The sequence below is a fragment of the Campylobacter sp. BCW_6889 genome, from assembly GCF_001762535.1.
In the GTDB taxonomy this organism is placed as follows: domain Bacteria; phylum Campylobacterota; class Campylobacteria; order Campylobacterales; family Campylobacteraceae; genus Campylobacter_D; species Campylobacter_D jejuni.
The window spans coordinates 25,984-49,464 of the sequence record NZ_MJWZ01000069.1 but is presented as its reverse complement, the minus strand read 5'-3'; the positions used below and the strand labels follow the sequence as shown (position 1 = coordinate 49,464).

The following is a 23,481-nucleotide window of genomic DNA, read 5'->3' as shown; positions in this document are numbered from 1 at the left end:
AATATTCTACAAATTCTAGTAAAATACGCCTATAAAGTAAAAAAGTATTATTTGAATAGGATAATGCTTGAATATGTTTCAAATAAGCTTCTATCCAACGCTCTAAATCTTCGCTTATTGTAGTATTTTTAAGTTTCATTTTATTTATATCCTTTTTTTTTATAACATAATGAGCAATTATGTTATATTTATTTGCTTGTGTTAATATCAAAATATATATTTTAATAGGCTTATTTTGATATAAGATTATGTTATATATTTTAAATTATACCATAAAAATATTTATATTTTTGCATTATTTGTCTATTTATACAATTTTTTATTAAAATTATGGTATAATTTATATATTTTAACAAATAAAGGATAAAAATGGAAAAAAATACAATAAATAATGAAAATATTCAAAAAAATGAAATATTAATTCCAAAAAGAGTATTATTTGATGAAAAAACATTAAAAATGATAGAAATGATGATTCCTACTTACAAAGATGAAATTTCTAATACAAATAAAGAAAATGAGAAAATTAATCAAATGATTAAGCTTGCTATAGAAAAAATGTTTAAAAATGATTTTTTGAATAAAATAAATAATTTTTAATTAGGTTTTTTTATGAATAATGTTTTGTTGCACAGAATAACTGAGAAAGGAAACATTCGCTATTATAGCATAGAAATTATTGCCACTCTATTTGAGGAATATATGGTTGAGAGAGTTTACGGAAATGTGCGTTTTAAAAGTTGTACAGGAAGAAAAAATAATGTATTTCCAAGTTTTAATGAGGCGCAAATTTTTTTTGAGAGGTTAAAGAAACAAAAAATGAAAAAAGGGTATGCGTAAGTTTTTGCTCAAAAAATAAGAAAAAAACATTGATAAAATAGGCTTTTGAGATAAGTCTATTTTACCATGTAAACAATTAATAATAGGCTAAAACAACTTCTTTGAACATAAAAAACTCCTTTTATTTTACCATGGAAACAATTAATAATAGGCTAAAACACAAAAGGTCGACCGCGCAAAGAATACTAATTTTATCATATAAACAATTAATAATAGGCTAAAACTGTATGTTCTAAATTATCTGAATTTTACCAATTTTACTATATAAACAATTAATAATAGGCTAAAACTTCAAACATATTGCATAATATTTTATATTTATTTTTTTATGCAAATATTTAATAAAGTATTATTTAAAAATATAATATTTTTTTAAGTAAAAGAATATTACAATTTCATAAAACAATTAATAATAGGCTAAAATAAAGGTTTAGCACTTCACCTGAGCGTTTATTCGTTAAAAAGTGCGTTTTCTACAATTTAATTTTATTACAATCCTTTCTAAAGACTAACTTTATCAGGGCTTGAAACTCTCTTATAAGATTTTCATCTAGCCTTTTTGGAAAATCAGACAAAATCAGTTCATCTCCTACCTTTTCCATCTCTTGCGGTAGTCCTGCAATCTCTAAAGTGTTTAAATTTGCTACATAGCCTTTATGTTTGATTAAATTCATATCATGGCTAAATTCAAATTTATTACCATCTATAGTATGTTCTATCAAATTAATAAAATAATTATCAATGATGATATTTTTCAAATCTATTATATTTGCTAAAATTTTTTTAGAACTTACTTTGGAAACATTATCTAAAATGCACTCATATTGAGTTTCTATCAATTTTCCTAAATCATCATAATCAAAAATTCTGCCATTTTCACAAACTGCTAAATTATCTCGTATTAGCCAGAATTTATCACCAAATTGACTTTTTTGGGGTAATAAGATTTTATCATCTTTCATATTTTTTGCCTTTTTTATTTTTTTAAATTCTAGCAAAAAATACTTTTGATTTCAAAAACCAAATTTTTTCTTTTGAAATTCTTCGCAAAGAACTTTAAAAGAAAAAAGGTTGAGCAAGTAAGGACAAAAGCCTTACTTCTCTAAAAAATTATTTAAAAATAGATTTAATTAAATCAAAAATTGTAGGCTGCAAAATAAACATTAAAGCAGCAAGAATAATTACATATGTTTTAACTTCTGTTTTAAAATTATCTAGCTTGTTTTCAACCTTATCGATTTTGGCATTCAACGAAGCTTCAACCTTATCGATTTTGGCTTCAACCTTATCGATTCTAGTATCAACCTTATCGATTTTGGCATTCAACGAAGCTTCAACCTTATCGATTTTGGCTTCAACCTTATCGATTTTGGCATTCAAAAGATCTGTAGTTGCTAATTTTGAAAGCTCTTCTTTAATTTCTCTAAGAGCTTCATCTTTTATCTCTTGAGAATTTATTTGATTTTCTTTGTTGAATTCATTAAGAGCTTTAATAAAATTTTCTTCAGTTTGATCTTTAAAATAGACAGAAAATAAAGCTTTTACACCTTCTGAAATATAATAATTTCTCACTATATTGCCTTGCATTGTATTTCTCCTTGATTATATCATATTTTTTTTACATATAGCATTTAATTCTTCAAGCATTTCATCTTTTTCATTTTCAAAATACTCATTAATGCTATTTTTTGCATATTTTGTTACATTTGGAAGCACGATAGTTTCTTTCTCTTTCAAAAGTTTTTCTATTGTATCTTCACCTACTTTCCCTTCAAAAACAATAGGAATTTGTTCACTAATGTATTTGATTTCATTCTCTAAATTTTCTTTTAGATTCTCTTTGTTGATTTCACCTTCTTTAATTTTTGTCTTCATGGCTTCAATTAAAAAATCTTTCTGAATTGAAGGATTTAAAGCACTAACAGCATAACTTAAGCTATCTAAGTCAATATTTGTATCATTTGGAACGAACACAAAATATTCATTATCAAAATCTTCAAAAGGTGTGCTTTTTAAGTCTTCTTTGTAACAAAGAATTCTTGGAATATCAAAATATCTATTTTCATCAAGAGTATCACTAAATTTATCTGCAAAATCTTGACTATTTTTGATTTGATTTTCGGCTAAAAAGCATTCAAAATCAGGTGTTAAAGTGATAACTAAATCACCTTCATCAGTAAATCTAAAAGCTTTGGTAAAAATTTCATTATTTTTCATTGTTTCTCCTTTTTTTATTCTATTTTATGTTGATGATTATTACTTTTATGTTTTTATTTCTAGCTATCTCGATCATATTCCTTGTTCCTTTTGAAACTCCATTCCAAAAAGCCAAAACACAATCGTTGCTATCTAACATAGATAACATTCTTTGATTTCTAATAGGACCTGCAGCTTTTCCAAAATGTTGCCAATCTGCCTTCACCTCAATAAGTTTAATCTTATTTTTTAAAGCATAATTTTTAGCCATATTGTCAGCACCACTAGCCCCACCTTCAACAATAGTATCTATTTGATTTTGATACAAAGAAAATATATCACTCATTTCTTTATTGAAATGTTCTACATCTTTGTAATCCCTTCCTCCACATACTAATAATTTCATTGATTTTCATACCTTTCTTTGTTGTCATTTTTAATTCTTTTTTGTGATAATTGTATAAGCAGCTTGAAAAATACATTCTGCAACAATTGTTCTAATAGCTACTAATAATTCATTTGTAAAAAAATCACTAATATCACTTGAACAATTATCGCATATGAAGTCATTGTAATCTCGATAAAGCTTAATAGCTAGATCTTCATCTAACATATTCATAACCTTGCTACATTCAGAATAGCATTCCCTAATAAAGAAAAGTTCTTCTTTTGTGTAGTTAAGATTTTCAAAATTTTTATCAAATAATTTACAACATAATTCGTAGCTTAATGCCATTTTGTACTCCTCTAAGCTTTTAATTTAATGCTATTCATTTTATTTGCTAAAAGCAAGTCATTTAAATCTTTTCCATCCGCTATATCCCAAGTAAGGCTATAGTTTTTAATATTCAAAAGGTTTAATTTCTCGCTTAAACTTTTTTCTCCATTTACCCCTGCTTCATCTTTATCAAAACAAAGCATAATTCTTTTATCTTTAAACACAGTGAGTATTTCTTCTCTAAAACTGAAAGTTCCTGCAAAGCTAATAAACAAGGTTTTTGAATCTTGTTTGTAGTAGTTTCTTGCTGATAAGCAATCAATGTGTCCTTCGGTGATTACTATTTTTTCACATTCCTTTAATAATTTATTTTCTAAACCAAAAGGCGTTGCAAAAACAATATTACCGCAGGAAATATTTACTTCTTTAGCTCCATTATAGGTACTATCAATAACGCGAAGAGAAAAACCCACAACCATATTTGAGTAAAGATCAAAATTTGGAACAAGAGCTACATTAAAAGCATATTTCCAAGCTTGTTTCTCTTTACTGAAAATTTTAAACTCAATTAAATCTTCTATAGGAAAATATTCTTTTAAAAGATTTTCAAGTTCTTTTATGTTGTTAAAATTTAAAAAACCAATTTTTTCAACTAAGCTCAAATCTTTAATACCCCTTTTTAGGTAATAAAGGTTTTTTGCTTTTTGCTCAGTTGATAAAGAAAAGCGATAGATAGTTGTGTAAACTAACTTTAATTTTTGTGCTTTTGTTAATGTTGAATAATTTTTCACAAAAGGGGCTAATTTTTCAACTTCTACATATTTTTTGTTAGGTTCAAAAAACACATAATCCTTTGCTTTAGGTTTTGGTTTTTCAAACACCTTTTTATAGGTTGCTTGTATTCCATTTAAGAATGGAATATTAAATTGTGAATGCAAATATTCACAAGCTTCTTTAAAATTACCATTAAAGATGGTTTTTACAACATTGACAGGATTTCCACCTATTCCGCATGCAAAACAATGACAAGTATTAGTGTTTTCATAAATGCCTAAAGAAGCATTATGATCGTTGTTTTTATGTGCGGTTATATTAAAGCAGTGTATAATCCTTTTATTTTTGTCGCTAATTGCACCTAAAGACTCCAACACATCCATAATAGGAATATTATTGAGTCTTTCTATGTCGTATTTCATATTTTTCCTTTCTTAGTTTAGCACCAAACTTAAAAGTTTGGCACAAGATTAAAAATTAATTAGTTTACTTTCAAAGCTTTAAGTACTTCGTAATATTCTAAATAACCTTCAAACTTATATATCAATTCTTCCCAAGCATCATTTACATCATCTTCTGTTTCAAGAACCCTATATATGCCATACTGTTTTAAGTCAAGCTGAACATTGTCTATGAAAACTTTTAAAGCTTCATTGTAATCATCATAAAGCATTACGGCATTCTCAATATCAAATTCGCATTGATTGATTAGCGGTTGCTTAAGAATTGCATAGACTTTTTTAACCTTTTTATCTTCAGGCAAAAAAGATTTTTCTAAAGTAAGCATGTTTTCTTGATCAATCTCATAATCTTTAAAATAACCATCAGGAATTAACTCCAATAATGATTGGACATTGCTACCGCAATAGCAATTAATGACTTTTAAATCATCAACCAAGCAATAATTATCATGCACTTCACAATCAATATTGTTTTCTTCCAACTCCATTTTTACTTTTTCCAAATCTTCTATATTTTGTAAATAATATTTTTGCTTTTGAATGTCCCATAGAAAAAAAACTGTATATCCTAAAGGATCTTTTCCTTCTCTAACCTCAAAATCCATATAGTTAAGAATTTCTACAATTCTTACATCCAATAGATTAGTAGGTGTTGTGATTTTTTCAGTATTTTTATCAATAACCAAGCAAGAATGATTAAAACACAGATAATCATCTATTAAAGACTGTAAAGTCTTTTTATAAAGATCACTCAAGCTCTTTTCAAAAGCGTTTCTTGAAATACCTGTTGTTGCGAAGTTTTTTTCAAAAATATCCAATTCATCATCTTTTAAAACATAATAAGTTGAATCTTTATAAGAAAAAGTATAAGGTGTATAGTTGTGTTTTTTAAAGAAGCCTATAAACCTATCATCGCATTCATTTTTACCTTCATTTAGCCTATTCAAAGCATCAATATTAATAAAAACAGGAAGTTCTGTGTTCACATTTTTAATGCTTTTTCTATTTTCGTATATTTTAAACGCATTGTCAAAACCTTCTCTAGCAATATTAAGAATGTGATGATCTAACAAAGCAATGCTTGCCCCTTTATCAAATTTTTTTGATGCTATAGGAGCAAGTTTGATAAGCTCTTGAGAGCATTTTCTATATATTTTAAATAGCTCTTCACTTTCTAATTGATAGTCATAAGCCTTTATTGAGTCTATTTTATAACCAAGCCCTGTTACGGTTTTAATTATTGCGTTTATTTCATTCATTGTATTCATTTTTAATTCCTTTCTATATTTTCAAGACAAAATTTTGTATATTCGTTAAGCTCATTGTCAAGCATGACATATTCTTTTATTCTTTTTAAAAAAGATTCTGCATCATCGCAAAGAAAAGAAACTTGATATCTGCCATCAATTCCCATTTCGACTTTATTAATGAATAGATCTCTGTCTATATCATCAACAATCTCTTCAGGAACTGAGCTTAACAGCATTGAATAATGGAGGCTATAAACTATATCCTCTACGCTTTGTTCATTGTTAGGCTCATTATCGCCTTTGACATAATTGTCAACAATTAAGCGTTTGAAATCATCAACTTGTTCTTTTGTTAAGCTGACATTTTCTTGATTGTACATTGCACAACAATCTTGTAAGGCATAAGTTAAAGCATTAATCTCAGTTTCATTTGCTACATTTTCTAAGCCATAGTGTTTGATTAAATCCTTAGACATTTCTGTGAATTTTTTCATATACTTTCCTTTGTATTGTTTAAAATGTAGTATTTGTATTTAATTAGGCAGCAAAACGCTCAAGTGTTTGAAGCATTTGTTCTTCATCGTAACCGATAAATGTCTCTTCAGGAATATCATCTACATAAAGCGTATAAATATTTCCTTCCAAATAAGCTTCAAGTTCTTTGATGAAAAACTCAATATCTTTGCAAAGCTTGTCTTTAAGCTTTGCACTGATTCTTTTTACACCAAAAATTTTTCTCACTTGTTCTTTTTTATAATAAGCGTATCCTGCACATCCATAATCCCAACCATAAGAATATTTTCTAGGTTTATTTCCTTCAGAATACAAAGCTATGCCACTATGAATATAAGCTCCTACTCTAATCCAAATATAACCTTTGCTATTCAAATAGTTTTCTATTTCTTGAATGTTTTCAAAATCTGTGCAATTTAATCCATCTATCTCTTTTTCACCAATATTATATTCTTTTAAAAGGTTGAAAAAAGAAGGATTTCCACAATCATCAAACGGATTATAAAATTCATCTCGTTCGATTTTTATTTTTTTACCATCCAAAGTAAAAACACTGCTACCTTTGTGCATTAATTTTTCAAACATATTTTCTAAAACATTTATTTTCATAATTTTTCCTTTTCTATATTTTTTAAATTAAAAAAGGATAGAAGTATCCCTAGTGGGATAGGTTTCTATCCCAACTAAGGGCTTGATTATTTAATAGTCAAATTATTAGCTTTAATATATTCTAATAATTCTTTTTTTAGCTTTTGAATGCTTTCTGTAGGTAATTTGTTATTTCTACTAAAATTTTCATTCTTAGAAACAAACAAAATCATGTCTTTATTACGAATGGATTGAAGTTCTAAATAATCCTTGTAAAAATAGACATCAAGATTAAAATTTCTTAATCAACTTATATTTCATTGTTTTTCATAAATGAGGCATATTTATCATTAAAAATAACTTGAACAGAACCTCTTAATGTAAAAAGATACTTATAAATATATTCATCATTGGAATTTACAAAATCTTTTTCATTCTTAAAGTAAATATTTTTAGCCTCATCATCAAAAACTGTTATGTTTTTTATATCTTTTTCTAAAGAAGTTATATGCCTTAGTTTTAATAGTTTATTGATTTGATTATTGTATTTAAAGTTAAAAATCAATCTTGAATCATCATCAAATTCATCGTTATGTGTCGCAAATTGACATTTTAAAGCTTTGATTTTGCCACTTTTTAATTCTTTTCCTATTAAAGAGTAAGCTTTCTTATTTCTTAGCATAGAAAAAGCTTTTCTAAAGTGTGTTTCTTGCAAAATCTCATCTAGCAATTTAACTTCATCATTAGTTTCTTTATAGTTTTTTACATACCAATTGCCATTCCTGAATAGATAAAAATATTCTATATTAGAAAATTTTAATAAATTTTCTAACGGATTATTTTTAAAATATTCTTCACTGTTTTTAAATATATTTATGTGTTGACTGTTTTCATGAAATTCACTTTCATTGACTGTAGTTTTCAATGAAATTAGTGAACTGCTATTTTTAAACAACTCATCTACCTTTTCCTTATTGTTATAGAATTTGTTTAAAATAACACCATTCCAAGATAAACATCCATCACAATGGCAATATTTTGCAACTACCGATCCATCATATCTTTCTTTTGCTATAAAAGACCTTGTTCCCATAATTTTTCCTTTTTTATATTTTTAAAACTAAAAAAGGATAGAAGTATCCCTAGTGGGATAGTTTCTATCCCAACTTAGGGCTGTTTAATTTTAAAAAATTATACACTCTCCAGCAAATTCAAAAAACCAGAAAATTTAACTTCATTATATCTTTTTAAGTAATCAACCCAATCAAATACAGCATAATCCATATAGGCAAATACAGCAATTTGTTTGTTTTTGTTATTTATTTTATTGAAAATAAATAAAGGTGCATTTGTTAATCCAAAACTGTTTGGATACAACTTTTCATTATTAGATACATAAGTTATTCTTGATTTTATAAATCTCTGAAAAGATTTCTCATTGCGATTTGAATGTAAATCCAATTCGCTTTGAATATTTTTATTGTCTAAAAATTTTTTTAATTCACCTGTATAAATTAATACAAGTTTTTCATTTTCAATTTTTAACCAGTCTTTTTGAAAATTCTGATTAATATAATGGATTAATTCATCATTTTTCATAATTTTTCCTTTTTTATATTTTTAAAACTAAAAAAGGATAGAAGTATCCCTAGTTGGGATAAAACTATCCCAACTAGGGGCTGATTATCAATCTATAGACTGATTCTTTGTTATTTCATTAATAAAAGTTTCCATATTAGGATAAAATGGATTAAAGTTACCTCTATTAGGCTTATAAGAAAAATAATTGCGATAAGCTTCATCATAACACTTTAAATGGCTTGCAATATTAAGCCATAAAGCAAAACTCATATCCATTCCGCAACCTCTAATGGCAATGCCTTTTTCATCTACTTTTCTATCTGAAACCGCCTTGGCAATTTCATCAGGAATAGGCAAATATTGTTCTTTTTTATTTTTATAAAACACTTTAAAAGTGCGTGTCATTCCACTTTTTGAAACACTTGTTAAAACAAGTGCAAGATTGCCTTTTAAAAGCGCTTCTTTAAAATCTTCGTAATTTTTTTCCATTCTATGTCTCCTTTTTTATAATTTTAAATAATCTCTTAAGAATAATTTGATGATTCTGTAAATTCTAAAACCATGAAAATCATGGAATTGTGTTTCATGATAATTTGTAAAAAAACTTTCTTCGAATAAAATTTCTTCTTTAATCTCTTTTTCTTTGCGAGAGATTTTAAGAATTTCAATTTTAATCTTTTCTTTCACATCTATAACGCAGGAAATTCTTGCTATAATCTTTTCACCTTTTGCCATTCTTTTGACAAAGATTTCTTGATTTTTATTCTTCATTCCTCTAAGACGAAATGCTTCTTCACATTCACGAAACTTTTTAAATTCTTTTAAATTTAAGTCATCAATATCATTTCTTAGTAATATGTTCATTTCTTTTTTCCTTCAAAAATTAGTTCTAAACAAACCAAAGGTACTGTTAAGAAAAACATTAAAAATCTTAATAAGCTCATAGGCTTTAACTTGCCAAAACACATCATAATTAACATGCAAAAAAGGCAAATTAAAACATAAGCCAAACTAAATATCCCAAACATACATATTATGCCCATTACAAAACTCCTCTTTTTTTAAGATCAGCCAATTCTTCATCAGAAAGCAAATTTTCTTGTCCCCTTTTATATGTGGTAACTAAAACCGCCCCAAATTCGCCTTGTCTTTCAAGAACGACAACAATATTGCTATCTTCATCAAAATATTTTTGAGTTGTTGCGATATGATAATCAGCACCACGCTGTAAAGGTGAGGTGTCTCTAATAGCTCTTGAAATAGCAACTGATAATGTATCATTTTCGACTTCTTCAAATCTTTGTGATACACGATCTGTAAAATGTTCTGTTGCTTTAATGCAGTTTTGGATTTGTTTTTTAAAAAGATTTATTAAAAAATCAACTTTGTTTTTGTCTTTTTTAGCTTCTTTATAGGCTAAAGCTCTTGCAAGCTTAGCTACAACAAGCTCGTTTGTATAAGTTAACATTTTTGTATCTCCTAATTGATTAGCCAATAAGAGATACTAATAACCCCTTTAGGGAATAAAAGCATCCCCTAAAGGCGAGTTTTAAGTAAAATAAGCTACATTTTATAGCATTCTTCACAAAAGACAAAGTAGTTATTATTAATACCACCATCGCCTATATGAAAAATTGCACTTTCTTTTTTGCCGCAACGATCGCAGTCCGCTTTTAAATGTAAAATTTCACCTGCATAAGATTTTAGTGTTTCCACATTATCCCAAGCATTTCCTTTTACATCATTAAGCAAACCTGCTACTGTTATAGTTATTTCTTTTTTTCTTGAAAGATTGATAATTTGTTTTAAAAAATCTTTCTTAAAAAATTGTATTTCATCTACAAAGATAAATCTGTACGAACTTAAGCTTGTATTTTCATTTCCAAAATTAAAGCGCTTAAGATCATCATTCTTGTATTTTCTTGTAAAGAATTCCCTTGTATCACAACTTGGGCGAATAATGATAACTTCATCTTGAAACAATATATTAGAAGCTTCATCTATAAGTTTGGCAGATTTACCTGCTTTCATAGTGCCTAAAATCATTTTAAGCATGCAAACTCCTTATTTAACAGGATAACCTGTGATAATTGTAATAACTCCATTATCTCTATCTACAGCAAAAACAATAGCAGAGTTATTGTTTATAAGCTTGTAGCTTTTTTGAAATGGATTTTTTGCAATTTCTTGATAAATCAAAGCTACAAGGCTAAGATCAACTTTTCTTTGTTGTAATCTTTCCGCAAAATGTTTGCTTGGTATAATTTTAAAACCACTCATTATTCTCTCCAATCTATTCTAATAAAACCAAAATCTTTACAATATTTAGCTGTTTTAGCTGTTTTTATAAGATTTTCCATAAAGATTAGCTCATCGCTATCCAATTGATAATCAGATAATTTCAAGCTAAACAACTGTTCTGTAGGGATTTCTATAATAAAATCACTTGGCTCAGAATAATCAATTTGTAATTTTTCAAATAAATCCTCAAGCTTTTGCGTTTCATTTTGAAAATACCCTTTACCATAAACTATTTCATATTTCTCAACTATACAACATTTAAAATTCATATTAAGCTCCTAAAACCATGATAATCTAATATAGCCACTATTTTTAGCATAAGGCGCTGTTTTTGCAACTTTAATTAAATCTTTTAAGAAGTCTTTTTCATCCTCGTTTAAATCATATTTTTTTAAATCAAGAGAAAGAACATCTTCGGTAGAAACTTCAAATTCTTCACGCCCTTCATTCATCCAAGTATCATCAAGTAGTTCAACTTTTTCTAACAATTCCAATAATTCATTTTCACTGTTATTAAAATAACCACCTGTATATTTAACTTCATAATGAGTTGCTATATGACATCTGTATCCCATAATATTTTCCTTTTCTATATTTTTTAAATTAAAAAAAGGATAGAAGTATCCCTAGTGGGATAGTTTCTATCCCAACTAAGGGCTGTTTAAAAAATCAAAGTAAGTATGTTTTACCTGTGAATACTACAGGAGATAAATCATAATTATCTTTAACCAAGAATTCAATAGTATTCTCAGTTGTATCAAGTTTATCAACAAAACTATCTATTGAAGCGTAATCATGATCTGTATATGCCTTATCTGCAAACTCATCAAAATATTTTTTCAAATATTTTTTTGCAATATTAGGATTCTTATAAGCCCTAATATCCGATTCTTTTGCAATTATGATAATTTTTTCCATTTTATTCTCCAAAATAAGCTTTTAATAAATCAATTTGTTTTTCTTTAACGAATTTATCTAAAATAGCTTCTTCGCCAAAGCTAAGATTTTCAGTGTAACTAAAGAAATATTTACGAATAAGATTATCGATTTTTTCATCGAAAATTCCTACTAGATTGACACTTCTTTCTTCTTCTAAATAGAGTTCGAAAATTTTTTGAGCAATTATTTTTGATAAATATTCATCACTCAATTTCTCTTCAAATTCAACATCTAGCAATTCAAGATTGTCTTTTATTTCTTTGTAACTTAACTTTAAATCAACTATTTCCTTTTCAAACAATTCATAAGCTTTGTCTTGATTAATATAAGCTAATTCCCAATCATAATTTAAAAACTTAGCCAAATTTGTATCCAAACAAAGTTCTTTATTGTTTTCAAATTGTTTTAACGCATATTCTTTTGCTTCTTCTAATAACTTTTCTTTATTGTAATTAAAACAAAGCTCTTGCGTTAAGATACATCCTTCAGAAGCTTTGCAATAATGCCAACGATTTTTTGAATAGAGATAAAAATACTCTATATCACATAACTCGTTGCCTTCGGTAAAATCTAAAAATTCCGTTAAAAGCATTTTATCGCTTTGATCAACTTCTAATTTTTCACACTGATTTAGTTCTTTTTTTAAAGAACTAATATCACCATGCTTCATTAATTTTTTAACAGACTCAGGATCATTGTAATATTGTAAAAGAGTATATCCTACACCTTCTACATATCCATCATAATGACAATAGATATGATCTACATAATAACCGCTATCTGTTTCCATTGCAATCCAAGATCTTGTATCCATTTTATTTCCTTTTTTTTCTTTTTAATAAAAATAAAATAAATTGAATTATCCATTTAACAGGATAAACGCTTGCGAAAAATAAAAACATTATCCAACAAGCAGCTGCCAATATTGCTAATTTAGCGAATGCAAAAATAACTGTGCAAACAAAAAATAGCGTTATCATGGCTACAAAATCCCAAAACTCTTGTTCTAATTTTCCTTTATTCATAAATTTTCCTTTTCTATATTTTTTAAATTAAAAAAGGATAGAAGTATCCCTAGTTGGGATAGTTTCTATCCCAACTAGGGGCTGATTAATTTAAGCAGACAATTTCATCGTGAAAAAAAGGTTCTATAATTTGAATCAATCTTCCATCATTTAAAAGAATAAAATTGCTAGTATCAACCCTAATACGGATCTCTCTTGCATCTATATTCACATTTTCAATGTAACTATCTGTTATTCTATTCCTGATACTTTGATTTTTGATTTCATCATTATCAATAACCCAAGTGTCATTTGATTCTCTTGAATAAGAAATTTTAGACTTTTTGCTTTTGTAAAAATTTTTGGCAACAAAATCCAAAGCTTCATCAAAACTAGCAAAAACGCCAATTCTATACCGCTCTGAAAGATAATCATTGCATAAAGCTTCAACAACATATACATATGCTATATCAAAGCTTTTTTTACAAACGCTAAAATTCTTTTTTTTATATTTCATTTTTAATCCTTTCATAAATGCTTTGCACTTTTAATTTTTCATCGCTAAAAAGTTTCGGAAGATTCCTATCTTCTAGCTTTGAAATATCATTTTTAAATTCTTTAGAATTTTTTATTTTTTGAAATATAAAAAATTCTATTTCCTCAACTTCTTTCATAAATTCCTTGAAAAGCAAAAATAACTCTTTTTCTCGAGTGTTAATCCTACTTAATACTTAAATAGCCTTTTCTTTGAGAAGTTTTTTGATATTTTTCAAAAAGACTTTCATAAAGCTCAGGCTCATTATCTTTTAAAGCTTTTGTATCAAAGCTTACGCTTGTGGTGTCGTTTGATAAAGAAATAAAACTATCATCGATCTTGATTTTCTTAGTGCCGCAAGTTCGCATATACTCTTCAATCAAGGTTTTTTTCTCTTCAAGTTCTTTTTCAAGTTCTTTTTTCTTAGCATTTAACTCAATTATTTTTTTGCCTACCTCAAGCAAATCACCACTTAGTTCACTACCTTCACTTTTCTTTACCATTAAAGGACAAGAACCTTTATGAGGGCAAGTAGAACAATAAAGTTGTTCGCTAGCAATAGGCTCTTCTTTGTTTAAAAGAGCATTTGCTAAAATTTGAGCATTCTCAATTGCCATTTTTTCATGCACTTGATTGCCATTCACTTCAAACGATTTAAACCAACCTGTATTTAGATTGATAGCAACAACATAAGCTCTTAACTTTTTTTGTGTTTGTGTTGCAAGCATAGCAAGCTGAAAATTAACCTGCATAACCCAAGAGTCATAAGGCTTATCAACAGCTGTATTAACACTTTTAGCTTCAACAACCACAATCTCATCTTTATTTTCCAAGCAAAAATCTATGTGAGCTTTTAGATCAAAACCATCTATTGTCACTTTAACTTCTTTTTGAAGTGTAGGATTTAGTCCATCAAGCATTTTTTCAATAATGCCTTCAGCAACATGTCCCCTTTGAAAGCGAATAAGAGTGGCTAAATCGTGTTCATAATTAGTTGTTTTATCAAGATAAGCCTTTCTAAGACAACCACCTATGTCAGATGATCCAATATATTTAGATCTATCTCCTAAGCTCTGTTCAGTATCTTTTTTCAAAGCCTTTGGTAAGTTTTTTGCTACAAATTCATCAAATTTATTTTTTTTCATAATTTTTCCTTTTCTATATTTTTTAAATTAAAAAAGGATAGAAGTATCCCTAGTTGGGATAGTTTCTATCCCAACTTAGGGCTGTTTAATTTAGATTAAGCGTAATAAGCTTTTTTATGTTTTTGCTTGCGACTATACTTAGTCTTATCTTTGCTCATACGAGTGTTAAGAGAAATTTCTCTACGATAAGAAGCTAGTACTATCACATCTCTTTGTGTTTTTTTCATTTTTTTCCTTTTTAATAGTAACTTGTGAATTCAAGAGCTTTGCCTTTGTATTTACAAAGACTTTTAGTATAACCGCCTCTTGAATCCTGCGGATATTTTGAGAATGTCTTAAAAGCTACCTTGTTGAAATTGAAAGCATTTTTGCATGGACTTTTTAGACCTCGTTCCCAACCTGTTATTTTCACATCTGCCTTTATATCTGCAAGATAAATGGTTTTTTCAGTTGTAGCTACAACTTGATAAAGATCAATATTTGTTTGTTCGTATCCCCAACTTGAATAGAGAAAATCTCCTACTTTATAACCATCCACATTGTCTTTACTTTTTTTATTGATGAGAGATTGAAGTTTTTCAATATTTGCGATTTTTTCTAAAAAATCACTATAATCTTGAGCAAACACCATTCTCTCATCCCATTCTTTAGTTTTGCAAAGATATTTCTCATTTACAGCTTTGTAAAATTTTGAAAATTCCTTTTTAACTATAAGGTTGTAAAGATCAATTTCATTAGAAGCCTCAAATAAGCCTTTATGTGCCTTAAGAAGTTTCTTTTTTTCTTGCTCGATTTTTTTTATTTTTCCTAATAAATTCATTGTATTTTCCTTTTTTATCAAAAACAAAAAAAAGGATAGAAGTATCCCTAGCTGGGATAAAACTATCCCAACTTAGGATTAAATTAGCACTAGATTGTTCTAGTGCGAGAGTATTATTTTAAATGTTCTGTCATTAGGCTACATTTCCAATTTGTTTCCACCATGTTTTTTTCTTAGAGTGAAATCTATAACCTAATTGCTTGATTTTTTCATTTAAACCATAGGTATTTCCTACAATCCAATAATAACCATCTTCATTTTTCACTTCGAGTCCCAAAGATAACAAAACTTGTCTTTCATCTTCGCTAAAAGTTGTAGCGTTTGATTGTGAAAAGTTTTGTGAGAAATCAACTTTCTTTTTGTTTTCTTGAGTATTGTTTTGTTCGGCTTCAATATCGATAATAATGTCGTTACTTTCAGTCATTCCAACACCCATTTCTTCAGCAGAATATAACCCACTAAGATTGAAAGCTTTTCTAAGTGCCTGTGACTCGGCTACTTTTTTCAACATGGTATCAGGTTTTGTAGTCCAAAATGAAGTAGCTTCGCCTGATGCTTTCTTTTGCACATATTCGTTATAAGCAACTTCTACGACAAAAGGTTTATCGCTATCAGTGCGATGGACTTCACAAACAGCAACTAGATCTTGAATGTATTCCCATTTTCCTTTATTATTTAATCGTGGAAATTGTTTAATTTCACTATAAGAGCGAATTCCGCCAAATTTTCCTGTTTTATGGGCAATAGCTAAAAAACCATCTCTTCCCACTAAAGGATCAATTTTATCAACCCACTCTTTTTTACCATTAACTTCAACCTGCGCTCTTCTTGGTACAAAAAATATCTGTTTCAAAAACGGATCTAAATTATACTTATTAGCAATATTTAGACAATATTCCATTTCAACAGTTTTAGCGTTGACAGGAAAGAAATGTTTTCGAATTAGTTCAATTTTTTCTTGTGTGAAAGAAGTACTGACAGCTTGATTTTGAGTATTTGTAATTTTTGTGTTCATTTTTATGTCCTTTTTTGTATTTTAAATAAAAAAAGGAATAGAAATTTATATTGCCCAAGAAGGGAATAAAAAAATCTATTCCCAACTTATAGGGCGTGTTAAGCTAAAAGCTAAAAATTAACTTTTACTTTCGTTAGTGTGTTTATCGTTGAGATAATGAGCTACTAAAACCAATGTGCCAAAAACAAGAGTGATAGCGCCAATTAAAATAGCTATATTATAACCATCCATTTTTTCTCCTTTTTTCAAAAAAAGTTCAATCTTTAAGAAAGATTGATGATAATGCAACTACCGTTAAAATTAGCAAACTTTCGATGAGGATAATAAAAGCTCTACTATCACCTGTTTGTAAACCATAAAGACTATTTACAAACAATCCTATGCCGATAGACTCCATAAATCTTAAAATTGCTTTTGTAGGTATTTTTGCAAATATTACCATTTTTTTGAAAAAATCTTTCATTTTTTCTCCTTATCTTATAACATAAAAAATGTTAGAAGTCAAGGGATAGAAATACCCCTAGTGGGATAAAACTATCCCAACTTAGGGCTGATTAATTAAAAAGGAAAATTCTCTCCTTGCTCTACAGGCTGACTAGCTTCAGGAGCTTGCTCTACAGGCTGACTAGCTTCAGGAGTAGAAGTTTCTTGAACATTTTTACCTGATTGATTGTTATCAGCAGGTTTGCTATCTAAAAACTTCATAGCTTCGACAGCAATCTTATACTTAGTTCTATTTTTTCCTTCTTGATCTATATAGTTTTCTTGAACCATTCTTCCTTGTAAAAAGATTTTTGAACCTTTATGCAAGTATCGATTCATATTTTCGGCTAATTTACCAAAGACACTAAAGCTCAAGTAGCAAACTTCTTCTTTAACTGTGCCATCGTTAGCAGTATATTTATAACTACTAGCAATAGCATTATTTATAAAAGATACGCCGCTTTGAGAGCGATTCAACTCGATATCTTGGCAAATATTGCCTATAACTGTAATTTGATTGAACATGTGTTCTCCTTTAAAAAAAAATTATTTAAGACATTGTCTTATAAAAACAAAAGAGAACACACCCTAAATAGGGATATTCTTTTTGCTTTTATAAAACAAAAAAGAAATCCCTAAAAAAGGGATTAAATTATGCTCTAAAAAAAGGGCGAAACACTTTAAAAGCAAAGTGTAAAAATCTGTATTTAAAAGAAGAATAGTTCTTATGAATATAATAACCATCTTCAACAGCAGACCAAAAACCTAAAGAATCTACAGCTTTAATAATCTGAGAATGAATCTTTAAGCTCATTTTTTCATCACCTTTTTCTAGGTAGTGAAGTTCCATTTGCTCTAAAAGAGCGATGTGTTCATCAAGTAAATCTGTCATCATAATAAGTCCTTTGTGTATAATTTCAAGAATAAAAAATTCTTAAATAAAAACACAAGGAATATACTTCACCAAAAGATGAGATAAAATTTGCGTTCTTATTTAAGAACATTTATCCATCTAATGGATTCCTATTCGTTTAAATTAATACCCATGTATAAACTTACTTTGCGTTCTACGCAAATCGCAACTTTGCGTACGCCAAAATAAACATTAAAAGGACTAAAATGCTTATTTGGCAGCTTTAGCTCACGCTAAAGAACGGACTATATCTTGACTGTAACAAAACAGCCCCCTCCGTTTGGGTTATCTTATATAAAAAAATCCTTTTTACCCCATTTCAAAAACTACTCAGCTTTAACATTCTGTGCTTGAATTTCTCTAAGAATTGTTCTTCTTAAAACATTATTGGAGATATGTCTTACATTTCCAACTTTTACTAAAATTTCTTTACCTTTATTTTGCAATTCATTGATGCTTTTTTTAATTAAATTGATTTCTTCTACCCATGTTTCTGCATCTTTAGAATCAACTCCGTTTCCCCATAATTTTCTTATGGTTGAGTCCATTGCATCTAACATTCTCAAATCAGAAAAAATTTCAGTACCTGCTATGGAATCACTAACAAATACTTGAGCGTTTGAATTTAAATCGATAGTTCTTTTTTTGCCTTCGATTCTTCTTCTTAAAAACTCTGCCCTAGATATCCTCTCTGAATTTTGATTTGTTTGAGTTGTAACATTTGATTTTTCATTTGTTTGAGTTGTATTTTCATTTTGATTTTTATTTTTTGCCATAGAATTTCCTTGTTTGTTTAAATACTTTGAAAGTTTAAATTGAATGAAATGGGGTTTATTAAAAAAGATTTGAATATATTGCTTATAACCTACTCTACTTGGTTCTCTCATCTAAAAAAGATGATACCCTTTCGATAGTCTCTGAACTTTATTCATATTTAAAACAAATTTGAATTTGCAGAATTCGCTCGTGAGTTTGGTATTGTTTTAACTTAAAAGGATACTAAAAGTATCCTTTGTTTCAATTTTTTAAGATTTGGGCTAGTACCCTTTAAAGTTAAAAGCAATACTTTAGCAAACTCTACAAATTCAAATTATATTTTAAACTTAGAATCTTAGCTGCTGACTGACTCATGAATTGATATTTTTTACCTATCCAATTAGGAAACAATAGTATTTCTACTAAAGCTTGGTATATCAATCCTATCTAAGACTATATCTTAGCGTAATTGCGAGCAGACTTACGAATCTGTCTGATCTCCACATCGTAATGTTCTTGACCAGCTCTTCCCAGCAATTAGAAGGGAATTAATCGGCTAAGAGCTAACCGAATTTCAATATCACAACCTGTTTCTATGTGACTCGCTCATCACAAAGCTATATAAGGCAGGAGGTGTGGACCTGTCATTCCTTATTGCTATTCCGAACTTAATAAAAAGTTAATAGGCAAATTATATTTTGTTTTTTTTAAAAAGTCAATAGTTTTTATTATTTTTTTTAAAAAACCATATAAATATCTATTTTTCCATATTTTTATCACAAGTGGAACTGTTATAATAATTCAAAATCTCTATTTTTACATAATTTTAAATTTTAATTAAGTTTTTTATCTTAATTCTCACCCTTCTAATATCTATTTTATCACAAGTGGAACTGTTATAATAATGAATTTATCCCTATTCTCCATAATCTTAAGTTTTTTATAAGTAAAAAACTCTCTTTTTTTAAAAAAATGTGGAACTGTAATAATAAAATGTGGAACTGTAATAATAATCAAAAAAAATAATTTTTAAAGCTCAAATATCTATTAGTTAGCATTTAGAAATAGTTTTGGAAAAAAACTATTATTATTTATTAAAAAATAAGCTAGACTAAATCACTTTATGCTAGTTATTTTAAAATTATTTTAATTAAAAAAAACGGAACTGTAATAATAAAAAACGGAACTGTAATAATAACCCCCTTTAAGAATTTATTTTAAGAGATTAGTTTATTAAAAAAAGAGAGTTAAATTTATATATTAGATTAATATTCTTAAAGATAAATTTATATATTAGATTAATATTCTTAAAGATAAATTTGTCAATTAGAAATTAGTATTTTTAGAAGTGAATCAGAATAAATCTTCTTCATTTTCTTTAGTATTATTTCTATTGCTGTACTTCTTTTGTTCTGTATTAATTTTTTTAAATAAGTCAGGATCTTTAATTAGAAAGGAATCTCCTTCACCTGTAATTAAATAAATAGGATTAATACCTAAGAACTTATAAAGTTTTGTAATTATGTAGCTGTTTAATACTGTATATCCTTTTTCCATTCTCATGTAAATAGCTACTGTTATGCCTAAGATTTCTGCTATACGATCTTGACTTAAATTAAGGGAAGTTCTTAAAAGCCTTAGTCTCTTTCCACAAGCTGCGTTATGAATTTTTTCTTCTTGTAAATCTTTGCTTTCTTTATCTGCATTTTTAATTTTAGCTTCTTCTTTCAATTTTTTGTAATCTTCTAAATGCTTTGCATATATTTTTTTCCATTTATAGACAGTTTGCAAAGTAACATCATATCTTGAAGCTACCACTTTAGAAGGTAAATTTTCCTCTAATTGTGTTAATAAAATATCCATTATTTGAACATAGCTTCTTTTATTTTTTCCTTTATTGCCTTTTACAAATAATTTTCTCATTATTTTTATTTTTCCTTGTAGCTAAAATATTATTTTAATTTTATCTAAAATCTATTTGCAGAATATAATTTGATACTGTTATAAAATAGTATATATTTATATTATATATTTCTTATTTTTATATATTTATATTATATATTTTAAGATGATATATGTGTATTTTTAGGCATTTAGTTGTATTTATAGTAATATATATTTATATTATATAAAACTATAAATTTTTAATTTTTGTATGATATAATTATATAAAAATGTTATGGAAAAAAAATGAATTTTAAAAGGACATCGGAGCTTTTACAAATTGCTAATAATTACAACATTGAAGTATCTGAAGTGTTTTCAGCGCTTAAACAAGCTCTTGAAGTTGTTTTAAAATGTGGAAAATTACATGCTGATTTTTCAAATGAAAAAATTTTTTTCTATGAGATTATTTATAATCGTTTTGGTGAGAAACGCAAAAAATTTGTTCAAATTAAAAGAAACAATTATAAAGCAGTCCAAGATAGATTTATAAGTATTGTAATTTCTTATTCTTTAGAAAAAAAGAGAGAACAAGTTAAATCTTTAAAATCGATGATTTTTAAAGGAAAGATAGAAAAAGTCTTAAAATCAGGTTTTGAAGTTTCTTCAAGTATAGGTTTTGGATTTTTGCCGAAAGTCGAAATTTTACGGAAAGATTTAACAAGAATACAATTGGGAACTGAGCTATACCTTGCTATCAAAAAGTTTAAAGGCTCAAAAAAAGCTCCTAATGGTTGTTTGGTTTTTACAAGGAAAAATATGAATATTTTAGAATATGAAGTTATGAATAACATGAGCGATTGTGGCGTGTATTACATTGAAAAAATAAGTGCAAGAAAAATATCTATCTTTTGTACAAAAATGCCTACAAAAGATCAAATTAAAAACACAATGCGTGCAGCAAATACTTTTCTTGACATTCAAGTAAGAAACTAATTTAAAAAGGAGGAAAAATAAACAATGTAGTATTTATCAATAATCAAGAAGTTGTTTTTGAAAACAAAGATGAACAAGTTTTTTTTGCACAAGCTTGGATGTGGCTAAGGTTTTTGGAAAGAATCATTACCATTAGTTCAATGAAAGAAATTAACAAAGAACTGAAAAAATTACAGGTATTGATAAATTTTTATGAGATAGTAGGAGAATATAATGGAGAATGGTAGCGGTAATATAGGCAATAAAGGCGATATAAATTCTTATGGTTCAGGTAGATTTGCACATCCTAATTTAGATTTTGGGGAATTAAAGGAGAGACAGGGCGGAAGCGGTAGACATATTTTTCATGCTTTAAGCGAAATTCAAAGATATCATGTTATCGAAGATCGCAGTGAAGAAATTCCAAAAGAATATTTTACCATTGAACAAATCTTAGACTATTTGAAAATAGGCTTTAAAAGCGGTATGTTTGAAAGCTTTATTTTTACAGGGCTTTTATGTTTTTTACAAGTTATTTATCCAAGTTACAAATATTATTTTTTAGATTCTCCTTTGAGTAAAAATGAAGAACTATTTTTTGATTTATTGTCTTATGCTCCTATTTTAGTTTCTACTTTGTTTATGGCTTATATCTCGAAGTATTATAAAGGATTGCTTACTCGCAGGGCTATTTTTGCCTTAATGAATGGCAGAAGTTTTTCATTTTTGCTTAAAGGTTTTGCTATATTTTGGTTATTTTCATGGCTAAAAGAAATATCAATTAATAATCCACGCACTGTATATTCTTGGGCAGATTGGACACTATGGTTGATACAATATTTCAAACCTAATGTCAGCACTGAACAACTTTATGTGTTTTACTATAAATATGCCATTCCTGCTTTGCATGATGCTAGTTATGAATTGCTTTATTCTATGTGTATCTTTGCTATATTGCCTTATTTAACAATTTTTTACAAAGGCTACAAAGAAAGAGTTAAGCGATTTGAAAATAAAGATGCGTATGAAAATTATTAATTTAAAAAGGAGAAAAAATGATTTTAGAAACCGAAGTTGTGAGCAATAACAATATTGTTCTTTTTGAAAATGAAGAGTTAGGGCAAGTTAGAGTAGCTGTAGATGAAAATAATGAGCCTTTGTTTTGCTTGAGTGATATTTGTAAGATTTTAGATATACAAAATACTACAGATGTTAAAAATACCATTTTAAGGGAGTTTGAGCTATCTAGATTAAATCTACATAGCTTTGATACAGGTTTTGGTATCAAAGAATTCACTATGATAGATGAACCACAGCTTTATTTCATCTTAATGAGAAGTGACAAACCAAACGCAAAACCTTTTAGAATGTGGGTAACAAAAGAAGTTTTACCAAGCATTAGAAAAAAAGGTTATTATGGTAGTATTAATAAAAACAATACAACCATTGATTCTAATATATACTACAAAGAATTATGTGATAGATTATTAATTGAGAATAAAGAACTAAAATCTGAAAACACTAACTTAAAACGCCATATTAATGGAGAGCTTTATTTGGAATTTCTAAATAAATTAAATACATTCTCTAAGATTCATTTTAAAAACAGTAAAAGCAAAGCACTAGATTATATTTACAAAACCATAGCTATAGAATTTATGTGTCCAACTTATAATGATTTTGATATAAGCGATTTAGAATCTAATCCTAGATACTTAAAATATGCCATAGATTTATGCAATGATGCAATATCTAATAATTTTCTAAGTAGAAAATTAATTTAAAATAAA

At 27.5% G+C, this 23,481-nt stretch carries 37 protein-coding genes and 1 pseudogene; 6 read left to right on the top strand and 32 right to left on the bottom strand.

Annotated features, from left to right (window positions below; genetic code table 11):
- Nucleotides 1–369: 369 nt before the first annotated feature.
- Nucleotides 370–600 carry a hypothetical protein gene (locus tag AJ939_RS07720; protein ID WP_002779694.1) on the top strand — a complete coding sequence of 77 codons (231 nt, stop codon included), beginning with the start codon at nt 370–372 and terminating at the stop codon, nt 598–600.
- A 12-nt stretch (nt 601–612) separates the two neighbouring features.
- Complete coding sequence (locus AJ939_RS07715; protein WP_002799350.1) at nt 613–840, top strand: WGR domain-containing protein; 228 nt, start codon at nt 613–615, stop codon at nt 838–840.
- Nucleotides 841–1,313: 473 nt separating this feature from the next.
- Here the strand turns inward: AJ939_RS07715 and AJ939_RS07710 are convergent, their stop codons facing one another.
- The 32 genes from AJ939_RS07710 to AJ939_RS07555 all read right to left on the bottom strand — a co-directional run bounded on the left by AJ939_RS07710 (nt 1,314) and on the right by AJ939_RS07555 (nt 20,755).
- A complete protein-coding gene (locus tag AJ939_RS07710; protein WP_070283442.1) occupies nt 1,314–1,802 on the bottom strand; it encodes a hypothetical protein in 489 nt (162 codons plus the stop codon).
- 148 nt (nt 1,803–1,950) lie between these two features.
- Complete coding sequence (locus tag AJ939_RS07705; protein ID WP_410002387.1) at nt 1,951–2,427, bottom strand: hypothetical protein; 477 nt, start codon at nt 2,425–2,427, stop codon at nt 1,951–1,953.
- A 15-nt stretch (nt 2,428–2,442) separates the two neighbouring features.
- Nucleotides 2,443–3,057 carry a hypothetical protein gene (locus AJ939_RS07700; RefSeq protein ID WP_070275175.1) on the bottom strand — a complete coding sequence of 205 codons (615 nt, stop codon included), beginning with the start codon at nt 3,055–3,057 and terminating at the stop codon, nt 2,443–2,445.
- Nucleotides 3,058–3,076: 19 nt separating this feature from the next.
- Nucleotides 3,077–3,442: a DUF2493 domain-containing protein gene (locus tag AJ939_RS07695; RefSeq protein ID WP_070283441.1), complete on the bottom strand. Its 366-nt coding sequence runs from the start codon at nt 3,440–3,442 to the stop codon at nt 3,077–3,079.
- Between the two features lie 30 nt (nt 3,443–3,472).
- Nucleotides 3,473–3,772 carry a hypothetical protein gene (locus AJ939_RS07690; RefSeq protein ID WP_070283440.1) on the bottom strand — a complete coding sequence of 100 codons (300 nt, stop codon included), beginning with the start codon at nt 3,770–3,772 and terminating at the stop codon, nt 3,473–3,475.
- Between the two features lie 11 nt (nt 3,773–3,783).
- Nucleotides 3,784–4,950, bottom strand: coding sequence for a toprim domain-containing protein (locus tag AJ939_RS07685; protein WP_070275178.1), 1,167 nt, complete (start codon nt 4,948–4,950; stop codon nt 3,784–3,786).
- 59 nt (nt 4,951–5,009) lie between these two features.
- Nucleotides 5,010–6,257 carry a hypothetical protein gene (locus AJ939_RS07680; RefSeq protein WP_070283439.1) on the bottom strand — a complete coding sequence of 416 codons (1,248 nt, stop codon included), beginning with the start codon at nt 6,255–6,257 and terminating at the stop codon, nt 5,010–5,012.
- A 2-nt stretch (nt 6,258–6,259) separates the two neighbouring features.
- Entirely contained in the window at nt 6,260–6,733 is a 474-nt protein-coding gene (locus AJ939_RS07675) for a hypothetical protein (RefSeq protein WP_070283438.1), read from the bottom strand.
- A 43-nt stretch (nt 6,734–6,776) separates the two neighbouring features.
- Nucleotides 6,777–7,361, bottom strand: a complete 585-nt coding sequence (locus tag AJ939_RS07670; RefSeq protein WP_070283437.1) for a hypothetical protein — start codon at nt 7,359–7,361, stop codon at nt 6,777–6,779.
- Nucleotides 7,362–7,650: 289 nt separating this feature from the next.
- Nucleotides 7,651–8,433, bottom strand: a complete 783-nt coding sequence (locus AJ939_RS07665; protein ID WP_002840595.1) for a hypothetical protein — start codon at nt 8,431–8,433, stop codon at nt 7,651–7,653.
- A 98-nt stretch (nt 8,434–8,531) separates the two neighbouring features.
- Nucleotides 8,532–8,939, bottom strand: a complete 408-nt coding sequence (locus AJ939_RS07660) for a hypothetical protein (RefSeq protein ID WP_070275182.1) — start codon at nt 8,937–8,939, stop codon at nt 8,532–8,534.
- 87 nt (nt 8,940–9,026) lie between these two features.
- A complete protein-coding gene (locus AJ939_RS07655; protein ID WP_002794777.1) occupies nt 9,027–9,410 on the bottom strand; it encodes a hypothetical protein in 384 nt (127 codons plus the stop codon).
- 15 nt (nt 9,411–9,425) lie between these two features.
- Nucleotides 9,426–9,785 carry a hypothetical protein gene (locus AJ939_RS07650; RefSeq protein ID WP_002794775.1) on the bottom strand — a complete coding sequence of 120 codons (360 nt, stop codon included), beginning with the start codon at nt 9,783–9,785 and terminating at the stop codon, nt 9,426–9,428.
- Between the two features lie 178 nt (nt 9,786–9,963).
- Complete coding sequence (locus AJ939_RS07640; protein WP_070283436.1) at nt 9,964–10,389, bottom strand: hypothetical protein; 426 nt, start codon at nt 10,387–10,389, stop codon at nt 9,964–9,966.
- A 95-nt stretch (nt 10,390–10,484) separates the two neighbouring features.
- On the bottom strand, nt 10,485–10,976 hold the full coding sequence (locus AJ939_RS07635) for a thymidine kinase (RefSeq protein ID WP_070283435.1): 492 nt from the start codon (nt 10,974–10,976) through the stop codon (nt 10,485–10,487).
- A 9-nt stretch (nt 10,977–10,985) separates the two neighbouring features.
- Nucleotides 10,986–11,201: a hypothetical protein gene (locus tag AJ939_RS07630; RefSeq protein ID WP_052804577.1), complete on the bottom strand. Its 216-nt coding sequence runs from the start codon at nt 11,199–11,201 to the stop codon at nt 10,986–10,988.
- Nucleotides 11,201–11,491, bottom strand: coding sequence for a hypothetical protein (locus AJ939_RS07625; protein WP_052804578.1), 291 nt, complete (start codon nt 11,489–11,491; stop codon nt 11,201–11,203). The genes AJ939_RS07630 and AJ939_RS07625 overlap by 1 nt, the downstream gene beginning before the upstream one ends.
- A 9-nt stretch (nt 11,492–11,500) precedes the next feature.
- Nucleotides 11,501–11,797 carry a hypothetical protein gene (locus tag AJ939_RS07620; protein ID WP_052795948.1) on the bottom strand — a complete coding sequence of 99 codons (297 nt, stop codon included), beginning with the start codon at nt 11,795–11,797 and terminating at the stop codon, nt 11,501–11,503.
- Between the two features lie 94 nt (nt 11,798–11,891).
- Complete coding sequence (locus AJ939_RS07615) at nt 11,892–12,140, bottom strand: hypothetical protein (protein ID WP_070283434.1); 249 nt, start codon at nt 12,138–12,140, stop codon at nt 11,892–11,894.
- A gap of 1 nt (nt 12,141) precedes the next feature.
- Nucleotides 12,142–12,975: a hypothetical protein gene (locus AJ939_RS07610; protein ID WP_070283433.1), complete on the bottom strand. Its 834-nt coding sequence runs from the start codon at nt 12,973–12,975 to the stop codon at nt 12,142–12,144.
- 1 nt (nt 12,976) lies between these two features.
- A complete protein-coding gene (locus tag AJ939_RS07605; protein WP_070283432.1) occupies nt 12,977–13,186 on the bottom strand; it encodes a hypothetical protein in 210 nt (69 codons plus the stop codon).
- Nucleotides 13,187–13,271: 85 nt separating this feature from the next.
- Complete coding sequence (locus AJ939_RS07600; protein ID WP_070283431.1) at nt 13,272–13,682, bottom strand: hypothetical protein; 411 nt, start codon at nt 13,680–13,682, stop codon at nt 13,272–13,274.
- Entirely contained in the window at nt 13,672–13,839 is a 168-nt protein-coding gene (locus AJ939_RS07595) for a hypothetical protein (protein ID WP_186820915.1), read from the bottom strand. The genes AJ939_RS07600 and AJ939_RS07595 overlap by 11 nt, the downstream gene beginning before the upstream one ends.
- 46 nt (nt 13,840–13,885) lie before the next feature.
- Nucleotides 13,886–14,845, bottom strand: a complete 960-nt coding sequence (locus AJ939_RS07590; RefSeq protein ID WP_070283429.1) for a PD-(D/E)XK nuclease family protein — start codon at nt 14,843–14,845, stop codon at nt 13,886–13,888.
- Nucleotides 14,846–14,940: 95 nt separating this feature from the next.
- The gene (locus tag AJ939_RS11215) at nt 14,941–15,072 is read right to left on the bottom strand and encodes a hypothetical protein (protein ID WP_002897723.1); all 132 of its coding nucleotides are present in this window, start codon (nt 15,070–15,072) and stop codon (nt 14,941–14,943) included.
- An 11-nt stretch (nt 15,073–15,083) separates the two neighbouring features.
- On the bottom strand, nt 15,084–15,665 hold the full coding sequence (locus AJ939_RS07585) for a hypothetical protein (RefSeq protein WP_002897725.1): 582 nt from the start codon (nt 15,663–15,665) through the stop codon (nt 15,084–15,086).
- A 133-nt stretch (nt 15,666–15,798) separates the two neighbouring features.
- Nucleotides 15,799–16,680 (bottom strand): phage recombination protein Bet, encoded by an 882-nt coding sequence (bet, locus tag AJ939_RS10645; protein ID WP_079861381.1) that lies wholly within the window; start codon nt 16,678–16,680, stop codon nt 15,799–15,801.
- A gap of 256 nt (nt 16,681–16,936) precedes the next feature.
- Nucleotides 16,937–17,143, bottom strand: coding sequence for a hypothetical protein (locus AJ939_RS07575; protein WP_070283428.1), 207 nt, complete (start codon nt 17,141–17,143; stop codon nt 16,937–16,939).
- A gap of 95 nt (nt 17,144–17,238) precedes the next feature.
- Nucleotides 17,239–17,688: a single-stranded DNA-binding protein gene (locus AJ939_RS07570; protein WP_070283427.1), complete on the bottom strand. Its 450-nt coding sequence runs from the start codon at nt 17,686–17,688 to the stop codon at nt 17,239–17,241.
- A 127-nt stretch (nt 17,689–17,815) separates the two neighbouring features.
- On the bottom strand, nt 17,816–18,058 hold the full coding sequence (locus AJ939_RS07565; protein WP_070283426.1) for a hypothetical protein: 243 nt from the start codon (nt 18,056–18,058) through the stop codon (nt 17,816–17,818).
- Nucleotides 18,059–18,402: 344 nt separating this feature from the next.
- Nucleotides 18,403–18,963 (bottom strand): hypothetical protein, encoded by a 561-nt coding sequence (locus AJ939_RS07560; protein ID WP_250540941.1) that lies wholly within the window; start codon nt 18,961–18,963, stop codon nt 18,403–18,405.
- Nucleotides 18,964–20,185: 1,222 nt separating this feature from the next.
- Nucleotides 20,186–20,755 (bottom strand): helix-turn-helix domain-containing protein, encoded by a 570-nt coding sequence (locus AJ939_RS07555; protein ID WP_070275194.1) that lies wholly within the window; start codon nt 20,753–20,755, stop codon nt 20,186–20,188.
- A 267-nt stretch (nt 20,756–21,022) separates the two neighbouring features.
- Here AJ939_RS07555 and AJ939_RS07550 point away from each other — a divergent pair, with 267 nt between their 5' ends.
- The 4 genes and pseudogenes from AJ939_RS07550 to AJ939_RS07540 all read left to right on the top strand — a co-directional run bounded on the left by AJ939_RS07550 (nt 21,023) and on the right by AJ939_RS07540 (nt 23,475).
- Nucleotides 21,023–21,712: a hypothetical protein gene (locus AJ939_RS07550; protein WP_070283425.1), complete on the top strand. Its 690-nt coding sequence runs from the start codon at nt 21,023–21,025 to the stop codon at nt 21,710–21,712.
- Nucleotides 21,713–21,729: 17 nt separating this feature from the next.
- Nucleotides 21,730–21,845: pseudogene (locus AJ939_RS11210) on the top strand (phage regulatory protein); the annotation flags it as partial.
- A gap of 80 nt (nt 21,846–21,925) precedes the next feature.
- Nucleotides 21,926–22,729 carry a hypothetical protein gene (locus AJ939_RS10950; protein WP_002840135.1) on the top strand — a complete coding sequence of 268 codons (804 nt, stop codon included), beginning with the start codon at nt 21,926–21,928 and terminating at the stop codon, nt 22,727–22,729.
- Between the two features lie 17 nt (nt 22,730–22,746).
- Nucleotides 22,747–23,475, top strand: a complete 729-nt coding sequence (locus AJ939_RS07540) for a Bro-N domain-containing protein (RefSeq protein WP_070283424.1) — start codon at nt 22,747–22,749, stop codon at nt 23,473–23,475.
- Nucleotides 23,476–23,481 lie beyond the last annotated feature (6 nt).